Source organism: Delftia sp. DS1230, assembly GCF_040112715.1.
In the GTDB taxonomy this organism is placed as follows: Bacteria; Pseudomonadota; Gammaproteobacteria; order Burkholderiales; family Burkholderiaceae_C; genus Comamonas; species Comamonas tsuruhatensis.
This window is the reverse complement of the sequence record NZ_CP157763.1, coordinates 3,439,370-3,460,248: the sequence shown is the minus strand read 5'-3', so window position 1 is coordinate 3,460,248 and position 20,879 is coordinate 3,439,370. Positions and strand designations below refer to the sequence as shown.

The following is a 20,879-nucleotide window of genomic DNA, read 5'->3' as shown; positions in this document are numbered from 1 at the left end:
ACATCTTCAATCGGGGCGCTGGAGTGCTCGAAGCCATAGGAGCCGTCATGGCTGGTTTCAGCACATCCCTCGCCAACGCGATCATCAGCGCCACGCTGCGCAAGCAGGCCTTCCCGGCCATCCGCAACACCTTCTTCGCCCTGTTTACGGCGGACCCCACCGACGCCTTCACCGCCGGCACCGAGGTGGCTGCACCGTGGTACCAGCGCGTGCCCACCGGCGCCTTTGCCGCGCCCAACAACGGCGCCACCTACAACGCTGTGCGTGCGGAGTTTCCGCCCGTCACGGGCGCCCAGGTCACGGTCACGCACATCGGAATCATGGAAGGTGACTCGGCCACCGATGGAACGGCCACTCTCATGTATTCCGAGCCGCTGCCCACGCCGCGCACGCTGCAGATCAATGACGTGTTCCTGGTGGACAGCCAGGCACTGACGGGCGACTTCACGCTGCAGCTGCTGTAAGCCATGAACAGGGGAGCACTCAATGGCTTTGCGCTGAACGGGCGGGCCTCCGATCCCGTGGTGCGCATCCGCGTGGACGCCAAGGGCTATGCCCGTGTGCGTGTCGGCGGGAGAGTGCTCGCCTATGCCGTGGTCCACTCGGCACCAGCTGCTGCGCTGACCGGCCCGCTGGGCCGCGTGCACGCCAAGCTCTCGGCCGATTCCGTGGCGCGCGCAGCTGTCGAGGGCGTGCTGGGCCGGGTCCATGTGCGCAGCCTGCTGGCAGCCACGGGCCGCGCCATCGTCAAGGTCACACTGCCTCCCGTGCGCGGGCGTGTGGCAGTCCAGGCACGGGCCAGCGCCACGGTCACGGCCCATGTGCAGGCCCGCGTTGGCGTGGACGCGACCGCGCGTGCCAGCTTCAAGCCCCAGGCGCGTTTGCTGCGCCGTGGACCTGTGCAATCCACGCCCACGGCGCGTGGCTCTGCCGATGGCCGCATCTACGTGCGCCGCTGGCTGCGTTCGCCTGTGGACGGCAAGGGCCAGGCCTTTGTCGTCACGCAGGGGCGGGTCGAGGCGCGTCTGGCCGCGCTGGTCCAGGCCAAGGCTGCCATCACGGCCCGTGGGCAGCGCCTGGTGCGCGCGCCGCTGCAGGCCCAGGGCGTGGCCTTCATCGACATCGATCCCGCCGTGCACAAGCGCCTGCCCTTCGATGAGCAGGCGCCCGAATCCCGCACCTTCCTCGTGCCCGCAGGAATGACCACCTTCTACGTCACCGACCAGGGGCAAAGCATGTTCCGCACTTCCCCCATGCAGCCTGCAGACACGCAGGACTACGACATCGAGTTCGCCGACTGGTTTCCGCCAGGCGACGAGATTGTTTCCGTGCAGCTCAAGGTGCAGCCGGCCATGCCCATGCCGCCGTCCTTTGCCTTCGTGGGCCAGCGCGTGAAGGTCTGGATCTACGCGGGCGGCCTGAGCGGCCAGAAGTACCAGATCAGCGTGGCCGCCACGACCAACGACGGCCGCACGAAAGAGGTGGAGCTGATCGTGCCCATCAAGGAAAAATAGAAATGCCGCAGCTGTTCCTGAACAACTTCCAAACCCAGTTCATCGCCGACGTGCGCGCGGCGCCGCAGACAGGTGCCCCGGCCAGCGAGCTGGACTACGGCGTGCTGCGCGTGTCCGATGGCGCCGCTGGCACGCTGCTGAATCCTCCCGCCGGCGGCTGGTACGTGCTGACAGCGTACAAGCGCAACGGTTCGCTCGAAACCGATTACGAGATCCTGCGCGTCACGTCCGTCGATAACTCGGTGATCGGCGAGTGCCGGCTCACGGTGCTGCGTGGCCAAGAGGGCACGACGCCCCGGGCCTACAACTCGGGTGACCTGCTGGAGATGCGCATGACGGCCGGAGGCATGCGCGAGGTGGTGCAGACCGCCGACCCGCGCCTGACCGATGCGCGCGCGCCAACTGGCGTGGCCGGCGGCGTGCTGGCGGGCCAGTACCCGAACCCCACGTTTGCCCAGCCCATGGCCACGGCGGCGGATCTGCAGGGCAAGGTGGACAAGGTGCCAGGCAAGGGACTGAGCGCCAACGATTTCACAGACGAGGCGGCTGCAAAGCTCGGCGGTGTGGCGACGGGTGCCACCAAGAACGCGACCGACGCGCAACTGCGGGACCGGGGCACGCACACGGGTACGCAGGCCATGGAAACCGTGGCCGGGCTGCAGGCAGCGCTGGACGCGGCCAAGCAGTTCGCCAACCTCACCGGCAAGCCCGCCACGACCACGGGCTACGGCATCACTGATGCGCTGACCTCGAAGCCCGTCTTGCTTCCTGCCGGCACAGACTTGAATCTTCTGCCTGATGAGAACCGAATTTATGACGGGTTCAACTTCAAGAATAGCCCATGGGCGCCGGAAATGTGGTGCTACGTCGAGACACGTACGCATACGTCGGCCGGCTATCACTATCAGATTACGAGGCTATTGACCGAAGAGAGCCCGGTCATGGAGCGTCGCAAAATGGGCGCCTTGGGCTTTGGTCCATGGCGGTTGCAGAGTGCCTTCGGAGTTCAACCAATTGTCAGCGGTGGTACCGGAGCCACTACAGTTGACGCTGCACGCAGAAATTTGGGGGTTCGTCAATATGCTTTGGCGGGACTCACATATTATGTACGTGCTGATGGGAGTGATTCAAACTCCGGGACGCAAGATAGCCCACAAGGGGCATTTAAAACCCTGGCGCAAGCGGTATATACAGCAAACCTAATTGACAGATCAAACGTAACCGTACAAATCAAAATTGGACCCGGTAACTTTTCTGGTGTGTACGTAGGCGCATCCTCATCATTCGGGGGAAACTTCATATTTGAAGGTGCTGGCGGCGGCGTTACGAATATCGAGGCCGTCAATGGTACCTCAGCCTTTTCCGTTGGGACATGCCGTGTAACGATAAGGAATTTATCGTTAATTGCGGCTGTGGGGAACTCCAACGCTTATCTTGTCATAGCTGACCATAACGCTTTGGTTGACGTCAGCAACGTCACGCTGGGCGGAAGCGGGGCAGCCCCTTATGTGTTGCTGTATTCTTCCAATAACGGGAATATTACTCTAGGCAATGTGAAAATAGTTGGCAGTTTTTCTTATGCTTTTTATGCCACCGTTTCAGGGAGAATTTATAGTCAAGGTCAAACCATTACATTGGTGAATGCGGTGTGCAGTAACTATTTTCTTTCTGCGTTGTCGCTCTCTCTTATTTTGTGGGTTAACAATACGGTCACTGGAGCCGTTGGCGGTGCAGGGGGTAAATATTTCTGTGCTGGGAACTCGTGTATTAATGCGGGTGGGGCTGGGCCATCGGCAGTCCCCGGTGCTGGTGCCGGTGTTCTAGATAGCGGGGGTGTATTTGCATGACGAGTTCGAAGAAATATAAACTTTCGACTGATAAAGTCGTATTCCGTCGAAACAATGACGGAACTGTATCGACTATTCCGACAAGCAGCATTCCAGGATTTCCGAACGTCAACCCTGATTATTTGGAGTACGTTGCGTGGCTCGCAGGCGGTAATACTCCAGACCCGGCGGACGTTGCGCCTGTACCTGTACCTCAGACCATCACCCGAGCCCAGGGAAAGGCGGCGCTGATCCAGGCGGGTCTGTGGCAGCAGGTGCAGGCCTTCATGGCCGGCATCGATGATCCCAACGAGCAGCTGCTGGCCGAGGTCGCTTTGAACGACACCGTGACCTGGGAGCGCAGCAGCCCGTTCCTCGCGCGTGTCGCCGTGGCGCTGGGCCTGAGCGAGCAGCAGCTCGATGAGCTGTTCATCGCGGCGGCGGCCGTGGTGCTGTAGCGGCCTGTCCGAGCTGGTGCCAAGCCTGACACGGTAGCGGGCCATGACCACCTACAAGCTGTCCGCATTCCCGGGCGAGGCGCCCAGCGTGTCCGACCGCGCGCTGGGCGCGAACTTCGCCCGGGAGCACTTCAATCTCTTCCTGCCCAGCTCCGAGTTCTGGCCGCTGGCCACCGACCGGCGCCACTCGGCATGCCTGGCCAGCACCCGCACGCTGCACCGCTTCGCGCGAGATGCCAGCGGAGCCGTGCAGCAGAACCCGGCCGCGCCCATCCGCTCCTGGGTGCAGGAGCTGTCCCTGGTCAAGGGCCAGATCAACGACGAGGCCACCGAGCGAACCTACCAGACCACCAACGACGGCAGCGCGGCGCCGCGTGCGCTGGACGTGCGCGGCAACGACCGGCTGCTGGGCGTGGTGCGCCCGGTCAAGCCCACGGTCACCCTGCAGGTGGTGGACGAGTTCACGACCGAGGAGGCCAAGACCTGGCTGTATGGCGACTTCGCCGAGCTGGTGCGCGCGGACCTGCTGGCCACGGTGATCCAGCACGAGGGCCACCAGGAGGCCATTCGCTGGGATGCCAATGGCAAGGCCTATGCCGGCGCCACCTCCAACTACGGGCTGTCCCTGTCTACCGCCGTAGGGGCCGGCGCCTGGGCTGGGAATCTCTATGCCGTGGTCTCGGCCGCCCGCGCCAAGGCCTGCGAGATGGACACCACGCGGCTCGGGGCCATCAGCACGGCCAGCGGCTGGGCCGTGCCGGTGGCGGCCATGCCGTACAGCTACCCGTTCCGCCGGCCCGCGCTGGTGGAAGCGCTGCAGCGGCACGAGTTTCCGGACACGGCCGGCGAGCGCTCCGGTGAAACCGTGCTCACGGCCGACCAGGCCGCCAAGCTGGCCGACCTGGTGGAGGCCTCGGTGGCGCCCGGCAGCAAATGCACGAACTGGCGCAGCGAGCTGGACAAGCTGCTCAAGGAATTCGCGGACCTGGCCCTGTCCAAGTCCTGGGCCGGCGCGGGCACGGCGCCCACCAAGCCGACCGAGCCCAGCGTGGCCCAGTACCACTTTGACGCGGACAACAACGCCATCGAGCACCCCGACTGGGTGCAGTACCGGCTCAAGCTGGAAAACTTCTTCAAGGCACAGGATGCCTACACCGACAGCAAGTCGGATGCTTCGGCCCAGGCCAGCAGCTTCAACGCGCGCCTGGTGGAAATCCAGCAGCGCTGCGCCACCCTGGTGTCCAGCATCCAGACTCAGCTGGCCAGCCAGTACATCGCGGCCACGGGCGATACGGCCGTGATCGGCACCTGGCTGGACCAGCTGGGCGGCGTGGCCGACCTGGCGGGCAAGACTGTGGAGCGCGTGGTGGACTCGCGCTTTTACGTCGTGGCCTTTGTGACCGACTGGGGCGAGGAGTCCGAGCCGTCGCCCATCTCCGACATGCTGGAGGTGGACCAGAACGACACCGTGACCATCCAGCGGCCCCAGGCCATGACGGGCGAGCAGCATGCCGCGCGCCACGTCGTGAAGTGGCGCATCTATCGCAGCAACGCCTCGGCCGCAGCGGCGGCCTGGCAACTGGTGCAGGAGCTGCAGATCTCCGTGGCCAGCTTCCTCGATGACAAGAAGGGCGAGGAGCTGGACAGCCTGCAGCCGCAGTTCACCTGGGCCGCGCCGCCGTACCGCATGGACAGCCAGTACGAGGGCGACAACAAGCCCAGCGTGGGCGCCAACCCCTACCTGCGCGGGCTCACGGGCATGCCCAACGGCATCATGGCCGGCTTTATCGACAACACCGTGGCGTTCTGCGAGCCCTACGTGCCCTACGCCTGGCCCGTGGACTACCAGGTCACGACCGAATGGCCCATCGTGGGCATGGCTGTGTTCGACCAGACGCTGTTCGTGGGCACGGCCGGCAATCCGTACTTCGTGACAGGTGCGCACTCGGCCCAGATGTCGGCCATCAAGCTGGACAGCAACCAGTCCTGCAGCGCCCGCCGCTCCATCGTTCCCGTGCAGGGCGGCGTGCTCTATGCCTCGCCAGATGGCCTGTGCCTGGCCAGCCCGGGCGGCGTGCAGGTGGTCACGCGGCAGCTGATCGCGCGCCAGGACTGGCAGCGCATGCAGCCATCCACCATGTTCGCGGCCGAGCACGAGGGCGTCTACTACCTGTTCTACGCCGGGGCCGGTGGCGGCTGCCTGGCGTTCAGCGCGCAGGACGGGGCCAAGCTGGGCCATACCGACCTGGGCAGCGCGGGTGTGACGGCGGTTTGGGTGGACCGCTTCAACGACCTCATGTACGTGGCGCGCGGCCAGGACATCCTGGAATGCTTCACGGGCGATGCCCTGCGCACGGCGCGCTGGCGCACAGGCCTGGCCACCCATGGCCAGCAGCTGCCGCTGGCCTGGGCCAAGGTCTACGGCCTGCAGGACGCCCAGCACCCGATCACGCTGCGCCTGTGGGGTGACCGCCAGCTGCAGCACACGGCCCAGTTCACCGACCTGCAGCCGCAGCGCCTGCCGCCCGGGCGCTGGCTGGAGCACCAGGTGGAGATCGAGGGCGCGGCCCGCGTCACCAGCGTGGTGCTGTGCTCGACCACGGAGGAGCTGCGCAGCGTATGACCAACCGCAAGAAGATCGACACGGGCGCGGCCCGCCTCCCGGCCCTGGCCCGGGTCAACGTCCAGGACAAGGCCCTTTCAAACTGGATGCAGGCCGTGACCGAGCACCTGGAAGTGCGCTCCGGCGCCCGGGGCAACGAGTTCGAGCGCGGCGTGACCCTGCGCGAGCTGCTGGACCTGCAGGGCTCGGTGCAGGGCGTCACCCAGCTGCTGGCCACCGACAAGACGCCGGGGGAGGGCGAGATCGTCATCGACCTGGGCGGCGGGCTGTCGGCCACGGTGGCCGTGGAGCGCTTCGCCCAATCCATCATCGAATCACGCCTGTTCAAGAGCCTGGCCAAGACCCTGGACGACCCCAGCCGCTTCGACCACCTGGCGCAGGAGATCCGCGACGAGCTGCTGCGCTCCATCGCCGACGAGGCCGCCAAGCGCGGCGCCGAGGTGCGCGAGCTGCAGACCGTGGTGCAGAGCAACGAGCGCAGCCTGGCCATGGCCGTGCGCGAGGTCACGGCCAGCCTGCGCAACGCCAGCGCAGGCCTGCGCGCCACACAGGCGGCGTTCGCGGACGGCCAGCGGGCCATGGCCACCAACGTGCTGCAGCTGCAGGCCTCCCTGGGGAACTACTACCAGGACGGCAAGCCGGGCCGCGCCATGCTGGAGCAGGAGATGACGGTGCTGGCCGGCTACAGCGAGGGCCTGCGCGCGCAGTACACGCTCAAGGTGCAGGCCGGCGGGGCCCTTGCCGGCTACGGCATCGCGGCCGAGGAGGTCAACGGCAAGACCTCCAGCGCCTTCATCATCATGGCGGACAAGTTCGCCATCGTCTCCCCCAGCTACAACGCCGGCCAGATGAGCACGCCGCGGCCCGAGGACGTGGTGTTCGGCGTCGATGGCGACGGCATCTACCTGCAGCGCAACGTCTACCTCAAGGGCAACATGCGCATCGACGGCCTGGGCAAGAAGCTCGTGGACGGCCTGCGCGGCTCGGTGCTGCTGTCGGCCAGCGGCAGCTTCTGGAGCGATGCCACCGCACGCCAGGCCGTCTGGCAGGCCCTGGGCAACAGCGGCAGCGCGCCCAACACCAACCACCTGATCGTGGGCGATGCCGTGACCATCACCAACGGCGCCGGCTTCACCCAGACCCGGCATTGGATGGGCGCGGCCTGGGTGATCCCCGCCGCCGTGCTCAACGGCGACCTGCTGGTGGACGGCACGGTGGCGGCGCGCAAGGTGGACACGCGCGGCCTCACCGTGCGCGACAACGCCGGCAACGTCATCCTGGACGCCAACGGCCTGGATGCGCAATGGCTGCGCAATCTCAAGGCCGCCCAGGTCAGCGGGCTCGGGCCACTGGCCACCAAGGACAAGGCCCGCATCGGTGACACCGTGGCGTTTCCGGACGGCACGACGATGAACACCAGCGACTTCATCAACCGGCTGCAGCGCATCACGTCCAACAACATCGGCGTGTTCATGGACACGGCGGCCATCGGCACGGCCTACATCGGCCAGGCGGCTATTGGCACGCTGCAGATCGCGGGCGGCTCGGTCACGTCCATGACCAGCGATCTTGTGACCAGCCCCTTCACGCTGGCCCCAGGGGAGACAAGAACCATCTGCAACATCTGGATCGACAACCCCGCCAGTGGTGCCTCGGGCGTGGTGCTGATCGGCATGGCCCATTTCATGCCGAATGGCGGCTCGGGAGCCATCGGGCTGACGATTTCGCGCGGCGGCAATGCCTTGCGCTTCGCCGGAACTTCGGCTGCCGCAGGCTTTCAGCAATCCGCCCTGATTTCGGGGTTTGACGCTGGACCGCCACCCGGCGTCACCGTCTATTCGCTCCAAATCCAGAACCTTGAGGGAAGCACGTTGCAAGTGTTCAGTGCCAATCTGGTCGGAACAGGGGGCCGTCGATGATTCATTTCATTCAGATCGATAGCGCGGGCAACATACTGCGTTGCGGTAACGCGCCTTTCAAATCCTTGCGTGAGATGCCCGGCGCGAATGCCTCATACCGTCGCATCCCTGGACCCCTGGGCGATCCCGACGCTTATTACTGGCGCGGGGGACTTGTCGAAAAACCACCCAGGCCGTCCCATTTTCACCGCTTCGATCCCCAGGAGCAGGCGTGGAAACTGGACGATAGCCTGGCATGGAGCGCTGTACGTGGCCAACGCGATGCACGCCTGGCCGCATGCGACTGGGTGACGCTGCGCGCCCAGGAGACGGGCGAGCCCATGCCGGCGCCCTGGCTTGCCTACCGGCAGGCCCTGCGCGACATCACCGACCAGGCCGACCCGCTGGCCATTGTCTGGCCCACTCCGCCGGCCTGATGCGTGCCAAGCCTGCCACCGTGCTCGGCATGCCCCATTCCCTCGAATATGACCTCGACGCGGTGCTGCCCTTCATGCAGGGCCTGGTGCCGGGCCTGGCACGTTCCCAGGACATGCGCGCCATTGGGCTGCGCCGTGGCGGCCAGCTGGTGGCCGGCGTGCTCTACGAGGGCTTCAACGGCCGCAACCTCTGGATGCACGTCGCGGCCGAGCCCGGCGCGCGCTGGCTCGTGCGCGACTACCTGCGCGCCTGCTTTGCCTATCCGTTTCTGGTGTGCGGCGTGGATCGCGTGAGCGGCTACGTGAACGAGAGCAACGCCTTGGCGCGTCGCTTCAACCAGCACCTGGGGTTTCGTGAGGAGGCCCGGCTACATGGAGCGGCGCCGGACGGCGGCGACGTGCTTATTTTTGTGATGTGGAAAAAGGAGTGCAGGCATGCGCTGGCACACGACTGAATTTGATCTTCTGCCCGAATGGGCCTTCTGCCCACGACCTGGTGGCCGCATGACACTGGAGGGAGGAAAGGGCAGCAGCGCGCCCGCGCCCGACCCGCGCCTGGTCGAGGCACAGGTCAAGTCCATGGGCATCCAGGACGCTGCCATTCAGAAGATCCTGAGCCAGTCGGATGAGATGGCGCCGCTGCAGAAAGAGCAGACGCAGTTCGCACTGGACACCCAGCGGCAGGCCTGGGAGCAGTCGCAGGAAGACCGCGAATATGCGCTGGGGCGCCGTGACCAGTTGACGGGCCTGCAGGACAAGATGGTCGAGGATGCGCGCACCTTCGACACGGAGGCCAAGCGCGAAGAGCTGGCCGGCCAGGCGGCCGCCGATGTCTCCCAGGCCTACGAAAGCTCCAAGCGCACCCAGAACGCGGAAATGGCGCGCATGGGCATCAACCCTGCGGACGGCAAATATGGCGCCGCCTCCAACGCGCTCGCAGCTGGCGAAGCCCTGGCCATGGCCACCGGCAAGAACTCGGCCCGCACGGCGGCGCGTGCCGAGGGCAGGGCGCTCACCGACCGCGCACAAACCGCATTGGCCGGCTACCCGGCCATGGGCATGCAGACCACGGGGCAGGGCGCGGGTTTCGGCACAGCGGCCCAGATGGCGGCGAACAACGGATTGGCGGGGCTGAACTCGGGCTACGGGCAGGCTGGTGGCATGGCCGGCCAGATGGGAAGCAACGCCACCAGCATGTGGGGCGCCCAGGCCAACCACCAGGCCAACATGCAATCGAACGAGTCGGTGGGCGGGCTGCTGGGCGGGCTGGGCGGCGCGGCTGCAGGGCTGGCCAAGCTCGGGGTGTTCTCAGACCGGCGCCTCAAAGCCGATGTGCAGCGCATCGGCGTCGATGAGCGCACAGGCCTGCCGCTCTACGAATTCGCCTATACGGCCGAACCTGGGCGGCGCTACGTTGGTGTCATGGCCGACGAGGTGCAGGAGCGGTTTCCCGATGCGGTTCTGTTGGACGAGTCGGGCTTCATGCGCGTGGACTACGACGCGCTCGGTATTGAATTCAAAGAGGTCAAGTAATGCGCCGTGGACGTTCTCCTATTGCCGATTTTTTCAACAACTTCAATGCGGCCTATGACACCACGGCCAAAGTGGGACGAGATATTGAGGTGGCCAATGCCGTGAATGCAAAGCCCACGGAGTCCCAGGCCTACACAGAGGAGCAGGGCAAGGAACTGGAGGGGCTGGCCGCGCAGGGCTACAAGATCGACTTCGACCAGGCCAAGAATGCCTATGTCGCAAGCAATGAGGCTGGTGACGCCAAGACACTGGCCATGCAGGGTCTGACCACGAACTTCATGGGCAAGCAACTCACAGGCGGCGCAGAAGCCAACAAGGCTGAAATTGATCGGATGCGCTCCATGTCCGTGGCAGACGCCATTGCCAAGCATGATCCCGAGGCCGGCATGAAGATACGCGGGCAGGTAGAGGACCGTGTCTTCAAGGGGAAGGAGCAGGCGCGCTCGGAAAAGGCATGGGCGCGCGACGACGGAATCGAGGCATTGGATAAGCAGCTGGGCGAAGAATTCGAGACGGGCCTGATGGGGGCGGACGGACAGCGCCGCAAGCCCACCTTCTCGGACTTCCTCGGCAACCAGGAAAAGCGCGCCTTCATGCTGCACCAGGCCGGCTATGCGAAAGAGGCCAACGAGGCCGCGCAAAAGGCTCTGGCCACCAGCTACTCCAAGGCCCAGCTCGAAACCGAAGAGCGCAAGCAGGCGCTGGGCCCGGCCGTCGCGGCATTCGCCTCGGGCAATTACGCCCCCGCCATGGAGTACCTGAACAGGTACGGCTTGGGTGGGGCCTCCAAGGTCACGGGGATCGAGCGCGGCAAGGACGGCGGGATCGTCATGAACATGGCCGGTGTCGATGGCAAGCCTTTGGAGCCCGTGCGCACCACCGCCGAGCAAGCCGACGCCATGCTTCGCTCCACTGTGGACCCGGGCGCGATCTACAAGCTGAACCACGACAACTTCCAGCGGCAGCTGCAGCTCAAGGCGGACGGCCGTGCAGACCAGGCCAGCCGCATCGCAGCCGGCGCGGATGCCCGTGCTGCCGCATCGCACGGCATTGCCATGGAGGACCGCCGCGAGCGGCTGAACGACAAGCGCGAGCTGCGGGATGTACGCGAGGCCATGGCGCGCGAGTCAAACCCCAGCATTTCGGACACCCAGATCCGGGCGGTGCGCGCGGGCATCATGCAGACCCCCGGGGCTGATAACGCCAAGGCCAAGTACGACTATGACCCGGTGAAGGTGCAGAAAGCATTTGGGGAAACCATCCCCGGCCGATTCCCGGGTGACAAGGACACCGTGAAGCGCGACATGGTCAAGGAACAGCGTTTCCGGGAGTTCATGGCCGACAACCCCAACATCCGGGACGTGGACGAAGGGCTGGTGAAGTTCAACGCTGCTGACGTGAAGCGGGAAAGATTCTCGAAAGTCCCAAGCGCCGCCGTGCAAATGTTGAAATCCAATCCAAAAATGGCCGAGCAATTCGACGCGAAGTATGGCCGAGGGGCGGCGGCTAACTATTTAAGGTAAATCATTTCTTGTCGAATTGATCGAAAGGATTGGCGGGTGGCAGTGAAAGCTCCTCAAGTTTCACGGTTCCGCTGGGCACAGCAAGCATTACCGATCCAGTCCAACGGTCAAGTCGATAAGCCATCGGGGAGGTTTCTCCGCTGCCTGCTGCAACGATCTCGAATCTGAATAGCCAAGCGAAAAATAGAGCCGCTGCGGCAATGAGGTACATGGTCTTCTTGGTCATATCCGGTCATCTTTAAAAGGCCAATCATCTGGCCGGCCGCGAGTGTAAGGGGTGGTGCGGCCACTTTCGCCGACGACTCTGTGTGCGTGCCAAGCCTGCCAGCCTGCGAAGCTCATAGGAGCAATGCATGGCTGGAAACCCGTTTGATCAGTTTGACGAACCCAACCCCTTCGACCAGTTCGATGAAGTAGAGGCGCCCGCGAAGGCCGCGACCAAGCCGCAGGGCATCGGGGGCTATGTGGCCGATGCTGTCACTGACGTGTTCAAGCGTGCGGGCGGCGCCGCACTCTCTGGCGTGGCTGCCGTGCCCGAGGCTGCCCAGTCGGGCATTCGCGCCACGGTGCGCAGCGGCGCCGGCGGCGACCCCGCCACGGTCATGCCCGGGGGCGCTTTCCTCCCAGGCATTGACACAGACGAGGCAATCAACGGCCCGATGACGCAGCAGCAGCGCGATCGGCGCGAGCTGCAGGCCGAGCGCGCGGCCGTGGGCGTGCGCCTGCCGGGCGCCGAGACGCTGGCCCGCGCCGGCCGCGATGCGCAGAAGGCCATCAACGACACGACCAGCCAGGCCACGCAGGATGCGGTGGCCAACTCCCAGATCACGGGCAATCTGCTCAAGGGCGAGATCGACTTCGGCAAAGACCCGTCTGTGCGCGGCTTCCTGATGCAGGGCGCAGACGTGTTCGGCAGCATGTTCCCCGTGGTGGCCACGGCGCTGGCCACGCGCAGCCCGGGCGCGGCCGGCGTCGTGGGCGGGGCCATGGCAGCGGGCGAGGGCGTGGAGAACGCGCGGGAGTTCATCGCCAAGCAGTCGCACGAGCAGCTGCTGGACACCAGCCCCCTGTACCGCCGCATGATCGATGCCGGCGCGGCGCCCGACGAGGCGCGGCGCATCACAAGCGCCAAGGCCGAGGACGCCTCGGCGCTGCTGCAGGGCGCGGTGGCCACGTTCGGCGACCGCTTCACCGGCAAGCTGGTGACGGGTGGGCTCGACCCTCTGCTGGCCCGCGTGGCCGGCCGCTCGGTGCTCGGCAAGACGGCGGCCGGCGCGGGCATCTCGGCGCTGGAGGAGGGCACGCAGGAGCTGGCGGAAGGCGTGGCCTCGGACCTGGGCACCAAGAGTGTGGCCAGCGGCAAGGAAATCGGCGAGGACTCGGCCGCCAACTTCGTGCTTGGCGCGCTGGGCGGATCTGCACCAGGTGCTGCCCGGGGCGTGGTGGCCGGCGTGAAGGATCGGGGCGCCAAGGCGGATGCCGGCGGGCGCAGCACGGTCATCGACGTGACCTACAAGGATGCCGAAGGCAACACGGTCACGGACGTGGCCACGACCGCAGGTGCTGGCCAGCGCGACGGCGCTGCAGCTGCGCCTGTGCAGGACGCCCAGGCCTCGGCGCCTGTCGCGGCGCCGGCCGCGCCTCAGACGGAACAGCAACGCGTGCAGCAGCCCGATGGCACGCCCGAATCCATGGACAGCACCACGGCTGCCACGCGCCTGGCCGAGCTGGAGGTGATCGACAGCACCACGGGCCTGAACCCGGTGCAGCAGGAGGAGCGTGCAGCACTGGCCCAGCGCCTGGAGCAGGATGCTGCGCGCGAGGCCGAGCTGGAAGCCCTGGGCGATGAGCCCCACGCCGTGGCCGCCGAAGCTGCTGCGGCCGAACAGGCCCCGGCGTTTGATCCTGGTGCAGTGCGGTCCAAGACCTGGCCCCAGTTCGTGCACGAGCGCGGCGAGAAGGTGGCCACCCTGCGCCGGGGCACGCCCATCTGGGACCAGCTGCAGCACGAATGGGCTGCCGTGAAGACGCGCCGCGCCGGCACCAACCCCGAAGGCACTGGCGCCGCCGGCGCGCCTGTGCAGGAGATCCAGAACCGCGACCGCAGCCGGCCGGCCAGCGTGGTGCAGATGCAGGGCATGGCCCAGAACCCGGACTACCTGCGGCTGGGCGTCTCGCGCAGCCCCGAATCTGGCGCACCCATGGTGTTCGCCGTGGGCGACCAGGCCGACGCCGCGCAGGCGCTGGGCCGGGCCGACGTGGCCGTGATGAGCGACGGTCAGCGCGTGCCGTTCCGGTATGCGGTGATGGAGGCAGCCGACGTGCAGCCGTCCAACTTCGCGGACGGCGCCGTCAATCCGCTGTTCGACGCAGGGCACCCGGGCACGGTCAAGGCCCTGAACAACGGCCGCACTGCAAGCCTGCGCGCTGCCTACGAGCGCGGCACAGCCGACGCCTACCGGCAGGAGCTGGCCGCCGACAGCGACATGCACGGCATCGATCCGGCCGCCATTGCTGGCATGCAGGCCCCGGTGCTGGTGCGCCTGTATTCGGAGAAGGACAACCAGGTCAACATGGGCGCCAAGAGCCAAAGCCAGGCCCTGGGCCTGTCCGCCACGGAGCAGGCCGCCACCGACGCGGCCTTGGTGGACGGCGGCGTGCTGGAGGTGTTCGACAGCGGCGCCCTGAACAGTGCCGCGAACCGGGACTTTGCCCGCGCCTTCATCGGCAAGCTGCAGGAGCAGGGCCAGGACGTGGCCGGCATGGTGGATGCCAGCGGCGCGCTCTCGCCGGCCGGCGTCACCCGCCTGCAGGCCGCCCTCGTGCACAAGGCCTACGGCGACGGCGACCTTGTGGAATCGCTGTTCGGTTCCACCGACAACGACATCCGCGCCATCGGCGAATCCCTCAAGGCCGTGGCCGGCGAGTGGGCCAACCTGCGCCTGGCAGCCGAGCGCGGCGCCATCAATGCCGAGGTGGACGTGACCGAGAACCTGCTGCAGGCCATCCGCCTTGTGCAGAAGGCCCGGCGCGAGCGCGCGGCCCTGCATGACGCCGTCCAGCAGGTGGACATGCTGACGGGCGACGTGCCCGATGCTCTGACGGTGGGCATGCTGCGCCTGCTGTACAGCGGCCACTACCTGACCCGGCCCGTGGGCCGCGACCGCCTGGTGGAGTCCCTGCGCGCATACATGGGCGCAGCCTTGGCGACATCGGCCAGCGGTGATATGTTCGGCGAGCAGGTTGGCCCTGCCGCGATCCTTGCCGCACTGAGCGGCCAACCCGTCCCACAGCGACAACAGACCAATGACACAAGCACCGAATCCCAGCAAGCCCCAGCCCCGCAAGGCAGCCGAGAACCCCCTGGCAGCGATGCTGCTGGGGAGCGTGCTGCTGCAGCAGGGCCAGAAGCACGGCGACAAGAGCCAGACGGAGCAGGGCGAGCAGCTGCTGGAGATCGCGCAGAACGCCCAGGGCAAGAAGCCGACGCCGACAGCGGCGCCGTAGCGCCCGCGCTGGAGCTTTCCAGCTACACCCCCGAAGAAATCCAGGCCCAGCAGGCCCAGCAGCAAGAGGCCGAGCAGCGCCGTGCACGCGAGGATGCCCAGGCCGAAGCCCAGGCGCGGGCCGAGCGCGAGCGCAATGAAGTGGCCGAGCGCCAGGCTGCCAGTGCCGAGCACTTCCAGCTGGGCCAGGACGCGCAGAATGCGCTGAGCGGCCAGCAGGGAGTTTTCGACAAACCGGCTTCCACCGGGCCAGCGCGGCCAGACACTGCTGCAGCACCTGCAGCGAGCCAGCGGCCCAAGCTGCGTGACACGCGCGGTACGGGCGTGCGCCTGCATGGCACCAGCCGCCCGCTGCCCGAAGGAGGTCCTACCAACGATGGCGTCTACCGCGGCAACGTCCTCAACATTTACGGACAGGGCTTCTACACCACAGACGCCGCCGACATCGCCGCCGGTTACACCCGCAAAGGGCAGGGCGGTGAGCCCACGCTGTACGAGATTGCCGAGCACTCCCCTGTCCGTCTGTATGACATGAATGCTCCGATGGAGCCTGAGGTGCAGTCGATGGCCAAGCGCGTCCTGGACGACCTGGCCCGCGACGAGAACACGGAGACGGGTGAGCGCATCACCACGCTCGCTCAGCTGTTCGATGAGGCGCGCGCCGAGTCTCGCTACGAAGGCGTGAGTGCGGATGAGCTGCAGGAGCGCTTCGATGGCATTCGCTACAACCTGGAGGACATGGGCTATCGCGGGTTTGCGCATGTGGGCGGCGGAAAAACCGGCAACCAGGCTCACAAGGTGAACATCTACTGGTATCCCGAGGATGATTTGTCCGTCACGCGCAGCGAGCTGTCCCGCTTTGAGGAAGGGGCTGAGCAGCTGGCGGGCGTGCCTTTCAAGCGCGCGGAGAGTTCCGTGGCGCCCACCATGACGGCCGACTTGGCGCAGGAACTGCTGCGCATCGCTGGTGGCGCGGCGCCGGCGGGCGTGCGCGGTTCACAGCCGGCTCCCGTGGCGCGCGCGCAGAAGGTCGTGGACGAAGTGCGCCAGGCCTGGGCCAATGCGCCGCGCATCAACGTGGTGTTCGACCTGCAGGACCCGCGTGTGCCCCAGGAGGCGCGCGACACGGAGCGACTGCAGGCGGCCGAGGGTGCGGAGGGCGTGCCCAAGGGCTTCTACTTCGATGGCGAGGTCTATCTGGTGGCAAGCCAGCTGACCACGCCCGAGGAAGCGGCCCGCGTGCTGTACCACGAGGCGCTGGGCCACCACGGCCTGCGCGGCGCCTTCGGCGAGAAGCTGGATGCGGTGCTGGACCAGATCATCGTGGCTCGCCCCCGCGAGGTGCGCGCCAAGCTGCAGGAGTATGGCGAGCTGGACGACCTGGTGGGCCGGCGCTACGCGGCCGAGGAGGTGCTGGCAGAGATGGCCGAGACACAGCCGCAGCTCGGCTTTGTCCGCCGCGCCGTCGCCGCCATCCGCGCCTGGCTGCGTGCCCATGTGCCCGCGCTGCGCGGCGGCGCCATGACGGACGCTGAGATCATCCGCGACTTCATCCTGCCGGCGCGCCGCTGGGTGGAGCGTGGCGCTTTGGCTGCCGCCTCGGCGCCGGCGGCAAAGCCTGCGTTCAGCCTGGACAGCGGCGCGGGCCGCCGCGCGCTGCAGGAGCTGTCCGAGCTGGATGACCTGTTCACCTTTCCCAGGTCGCAGGAGACGGACTTGGCTGCCATCGCTCACGAGCATGACCCCGAGATCCGCGTCAGCAAGCCGGTCAGCATCGCCGGGCGCCAGGAGTACACGCTCACCATGTCGGGCGGCAAGAAGGCCATTCTGTCGGTGCGCCAACCGAACCCGTATGGCGGCGAGCAGGTCTACGACATGCTCTATACCGCCGAGGGCATGGAGGCCGTGGCCGGCAGGCCTGGCGAGAACCCGGAGGATGTGCCTCCGACCACGGACGTGTGGCTGGACGTGTCCAAGTTGTCCCGTGGGGACTCGGGTGCCATGGCGTACAGCATCGCCGCCACCTTCGCGCACAACACGGACAGCATTTTCATCGGCGATCCTCACGGGCTGAGCAAGACCGCGCTGCGTCGCCGGCTGGAGCAGATGCTGTCCAGCGCCTTGAAGTTCGGCACCACGCGCCACTTGGCGCCGCACCCCGACCAAGTGCGCGGCGGTCACGGCGTGCCAGGCCTGCGCTGGGTCTATGGGGATGACGTGGGGAATGTGGAGCGCATGATTGCAGCGAGTGTGGCAGCCACGGATAATGCTTTCCCAACCTCCAACCAGATCGAATATGACGCAGACCACGGTACTTTCCGACGTGCCAGCACCGGAGATCAACTATCAAGACAGCGACTGGCTGTCCTGGTTGGACAATCCCTCCGAGCAAGCCGTGGCATGGATAGAAGCGGACCAGCAGAAGCGGAAGCTGGCTGGCGAACAGTTGCGCGAGCGGCTGTCTGGCGTGCCCTTCTACGCCGAGCGGGCGGCCAGGACCAAGGAGATCGAAGGCAGCGAGGCTCCCTACTGGGAGAGTTTGCTGAGCGGCACGCACAAGTTCTAACCGACTCTAGCCGCAGCCGCCGAGTTTTCTATAGCCGCGGCGCCGCCTCCGGCGCTGCCACTCCAGCGCAGTCCAAGGGCCGCCTGGGGCGTTTGCAGGACAAGGTGGCCGACCTCACTGGCTATCGCTCCATTGATGACTTACTGTATTCCTGGCAGGACAAGTTCATCGATCTCAAGCGCATCCAGGAACACATCAAGGCCCTGAACGGCACTGTCAGCGAGACGAACGACGCCTACCGGGGCGAGGAGCTGTACCACAAGCGTGTGGCCAAGCGCGCCGGCAACTTCTTGCGCGATGAGGTGCGACCACTGCTCAAGCGCATGAATGAGGCCAAGGTGGCCATCGAGGCGCTGGAGCGCTTTCTGCACGCCCGCCACGCGCCCGAGGCCAACCGTGTCATGGCCGAGCGCAACCCTGGCGCCCAGCAGCTGCAGGCCCAGCGCGATGCGGCCGCGAAGACCGTGGAAGATCTGCGCCGCCAGCTGCAGCGCGCTCAGGCCCGGGGCATGGCCACCGGCCCGGTGCAGAAGGCGCTGGGCCAGGCCCTCATCGACCAGGACCGCTGGAACGGCGCGGAGGCCTTCGCCGGCACCGAGGAGGAACGCCTGTCCCTGTCTGGCATGAGCGATGCCGAGGCCAAGGCGATCATGGACGGCTACAGCCCCGAGCAGCGCCAGGTGCTGGACGAGCTGGCCGCGCGCGTGGACCGCATCAACGACGGCACCCTGAAGACCCTGGAGAGCTACGGGCTCATGGATCAGGCCACGCTGTCGGCCTGGCGCAAGACCTACCAGCACTATGTGCCGCTGCACCGCGACGAAGCCCACCCTGACAGCAAGGCCCACCCCATCGGCCAGGGTTTCAGCACCAAGGGAGATGCATCTAAGAGGCGCACGGGTTCGAACGAGCGCGTGACCAACATCCTGAGCCACATCGTCATGCAGCGAGAGGCGGCGCTGACGCGCGGCGAAAAGAACAACGTGGTCAAGCGCATGTACCTGCTGGCCGCTCAGAACCCTGACAAAGAGCTTTGGAGTCTGGAACTGCCCAAGAAGAAGGCGCTGGAACCGGATACGGGCCTGGTCAAGACCATGGTGGATCAGGGCGCCAAGGCGCGCGACAACGTGGTGACGGTGCGCATTGGCGGCAAGGATCGGTACATCGTCTTCAACGAGCGCAACGAGAAGGCCGTGCGCCTCGCCATAGCCATGAAGAACCTGGACGCCATGGAACTGGACCGCTTCACTCGGATTGCAGCCTGGATCACGCGGTGGTTCTCCTCGGTCAACACCCAGTACAACCCTGTGTTCGGTGTCATGAACCTGGCGCGCGACCTGCAGGGAGCCATGTTGCAGCTGTCCACCACGCCACTGGCCGGGAAGCAAGCCGAGGTGTTCCGCAACATCCGGCGAAACACGCGCGCCATCTACAAGGAGCTGCGCCGCGAGCGCAAGGAAGAGGGCGCACCTACCGGCCAATGGGCGCAGCTGTGGGAGCAACTGCAGCTCGATGGCGGCACGACAGGCTACCGCGATCTGCATGCCGATCCCAAGGACCGTGCCAAGGCACTGCAGAAGGCGCTGGACCAGGCTGGCAAGGGCACATCGGTTGTCGCCGGCGGTCGCGCGCTGCTGGCTTGGCTGTCGGACTTTAATGAAACTCTGGAAGCCACAACGCGCCTTGGCGTCTACAAGGCTGCCCTGGACCAGGGCATCAGCCGCCACGAGGCCGCGAGTATCGCCAAGAACATCACGGTGAACTTCAACCGCAAGGGCCGCAACACCTCCGTGGTGGGGGCGCATTTTGCGTTCCTGAATGCGGCGATCCAGGGCAACAAGCGCATGCTGGAGACGCTGGCGGGACCTGCCGGGCGCAAGATCATGATGGGTGGCGTGGCCCTGGGCATGGTTTCGGCCATGGCGGGGTATTTGATGATGGGCGGCGGCGATGGTGCTGACGACGAATGGAAGAAGATCCCCGAGTTTGTGAAGGAGCGGGCGATCATCATCCCGCTGGGACGCCAGGACTATGTGGCCATCCCTCTGCCTCTGGGCTTCCATGTGTTCCCCAACATCGGCCGCACCATCGTGGAGATGGCCGTGCACGACGACCCGACCAAGAGCCGAATGGGCCACGTCCTGGACATGGCTGTACTGGCCCTCGATGCCTACAACCCGCTGGGTGGGTCTGCGGATCTGGGGCAGATGGCATCGCCCACCTGGTTTGACCCCGCGCTGGCCCTGGTTCGCAACAAGGACTGGACCGGCCGGGAGATCTACCGAGAGGACCGGAATTCAAACGACCCGACGCCGGGCGCGAGCCGTGTGAAAGATTCGACGGCGAAGCCCTACCGCTGGTTGGCTACCCTTGCCAATGCCGCGACGGGCGGCAACGAATGGCGGCCCGGCTTTGTCAGCCCAACGCCAGAGGCCATCGAATACTTGGTGGAACAGATTACTGGCGGCGTGGGCCGCGAGGTGAACAAGGCCGTGGCCATGACCACTTCCGTCTTCACTGGTGAGGAACTGGCGCCGCATCAGATTGTTCTGGCAGGGCGGCTCTATGGGAACACGCGCGGCGCCAACGGCCAGAGCAACGCCTATTACGAGAACCTCAAGCGAATCAACGCCAGCGAGAACGAGTTCAAGGCCCGCGTTCAGCGTGGCGAGGATGCTGATGCGGTACTGGCTGACGTGCCTCTGGCCAGGGCCCATGATGCAGCCAAAGCGCTGGACAAGAAGATCTCTGACCTCCGCAAGTTCCGCCGGACGGTGCAAGCTGGAGAGGTTCCTGACAAGCGCGAGCAGGTCAAGGCCATCAATCTGGAGATTGAGTTGTCAATGCGACAGCTGAATCAGGGCGTCGAGGACGTGCTTGGTCGTTATCCGCAGCACTGATGATTTGGTCAGGGTGCGGCTGGCGCGCAACTGCTACCGATCTGAAACGGTCGCTCAGAGGTGGCATGAAAACCAGCAGTAGTCCTGGGAACCGG

12 protein-coding genes are annotated in these 20,879 nt (G+C 66.0%); 11 read left to right on the top strand and 1 reads right to left on the bottom strand.

From position 1 onward, the window contains the following. Positions 1-47: 47 nt before the first annotated feature. The 10 genes from AAN986_RS15505 to AAN986_RS15460 all read left to right on the top strand — a co-directional run bounded on the left by AAN986_RS15505 (position 48) and on the right by AAN986_RS15460 (position 11,812). Entirely contained in the window at positions 48-464 is a 417-nt protein-coding gene (locus AAN986_RS15505) for a hypothetical protein (protein ID WP_047218288.1), read from the top strand. A gap of 3 nt (positions 465-467) precedes the next feature. Beyond that, positions 468-1,514: a hypothetical protein gene (locus AAN986_RS15500; protein WP_349335359.1), complete on the top strand. Its 1,047-nt coding sequence runs from the start codon at positions 468-470 to the stop codon at positions 1,512-1,514. A 2-nt stretch (positions 1,515-1,516) separates the two neighbouring features. Then, on the top strand, positions 1,517-3,361 hold the full coding sequence (locus AAN986_RS15495; RefSeq protein ID WP_349335358.1) for a hypothetical protein: 1,845 nt from the start codon (positions 1,517-1,519) through the stop codon (positions 3,359-3,361). A 266-nt stretch (positions 3,362-3,627) separates the two neighbouring features. Next, the gene (locus tag AAN986_RS15490) at positions 3,628-3,798 is read left to right on the top strand and encodes a hypothetical protein (protein WP_349335357.1); all 171 of its coding nucleotides are present in this window, start codon (positions 3,628-3,630) and stop codon (positions 3,796-3,798) included. A 43-nt stretch (positions 3,799-3,841) separates the two neighbouring features. Beyond that, entirely contained in the window at positions 3,842-6,421 is a 2,580-nt protein-coding gene (locus AAN986_RS15485; protein WP_349335356.1) for a hypothetical protein, read from the top strand. Beyond that, entirely contained in the window at positions 6,418-8,340 is a 1,923-nt protein-coding gene (locus AAN986_RS15480; protein ID WP_349335355.1) for a DUF1983 domain-containing protein, read from the top strand. The genes AAN986_RS15485 and AAN986_RS15480 overlap by 4 nt, the downstream gene beginning before the upstream one ends. Continuing rightward, positions 8,337-8,756, top strand: coding sequence for a tail fiber assembly protein (locus AAN986_RS15475; RefSeq protein WP_349335354.1), 420 nt, complete (start codon positions 8,337-8,339; stop codon positions 8,754-8,756). The genes AAN986_RS15480 and AAN986_RS15475 overlap by 4 nt, the downstream gene beginning before the upstream one ends. Continuing rightward, the gene (locus AAN986_RS15470; protein WP_349335353.1) at positions 8,756-9,211 is read left to right on the top strand and encodes an N-acetyltransferase; all 456 of its coding nucleotides are present in this window, start codon (positions 8,756-8,758) and stop codon (positions 9,209-9,211) included. The genes AAN986_RS15475 and AAN986_RS15470 overlap by 1 nt, the downstream gene beginning before the upstream one ends. Positions 9,212-9,260: 49 nt before the next feature. Next, positions 9,261-10,289, top strand: a complete 1,029-nt coding sequence (locus AAN986_RS15465) for a tail fiber domain-containing protein (protein ID WP_349335352.1) — start codon at positions 9,261-9,263, stop codon at positions 10,287-10,289. Then, entirely contained in the window at positions 10,289-11,812 is a 1,524-nt protein-coding gene (locus AAN986_RS15460) for a hypothetical protein (RefSeq protein WP_349335351.1), read from the top strand. Before AAN986_RS15465 ends, AAN986_RS15460 begins: the two co-directional genes overlap by 1 nt. A gap of 1 nt (position 11,813) precedes the next feature. Here the strand turns inward: AAN986_RS15460 and AAN986_RS15455 are convergent, their stop codons facing one another. After that, on the bottom strand, positions 11,814-12,038 hold the full coding sequence (locus AAN986_RS15455; protein WP_349335350.1) for a hypothetical protein: 225 nt from the start codon (positions 12,036-12,038) through the stop codon (positions 11,814-11,816). Positions 12,039-12,165: 127 nt separating this feature from the next. Here AAN986_RS15455 and AAN986_RS15450 point away from each other — a divergent pair, with 127 nt between their 5' ends. Continuing rightward, positions 12,166-20,784 (top strand): LPD38 domain-containing protein, encoded by an 8,619-nt coding sequence (locus AAN986_RS15450; RefSeq protein ID WP_349335349.1) that lies wholly within the window; start codon positions 12,166-12,168, stop codon positions 20,782-20,784. Positions 20,785-20,879: the final 95 nt, after the last annotated feature.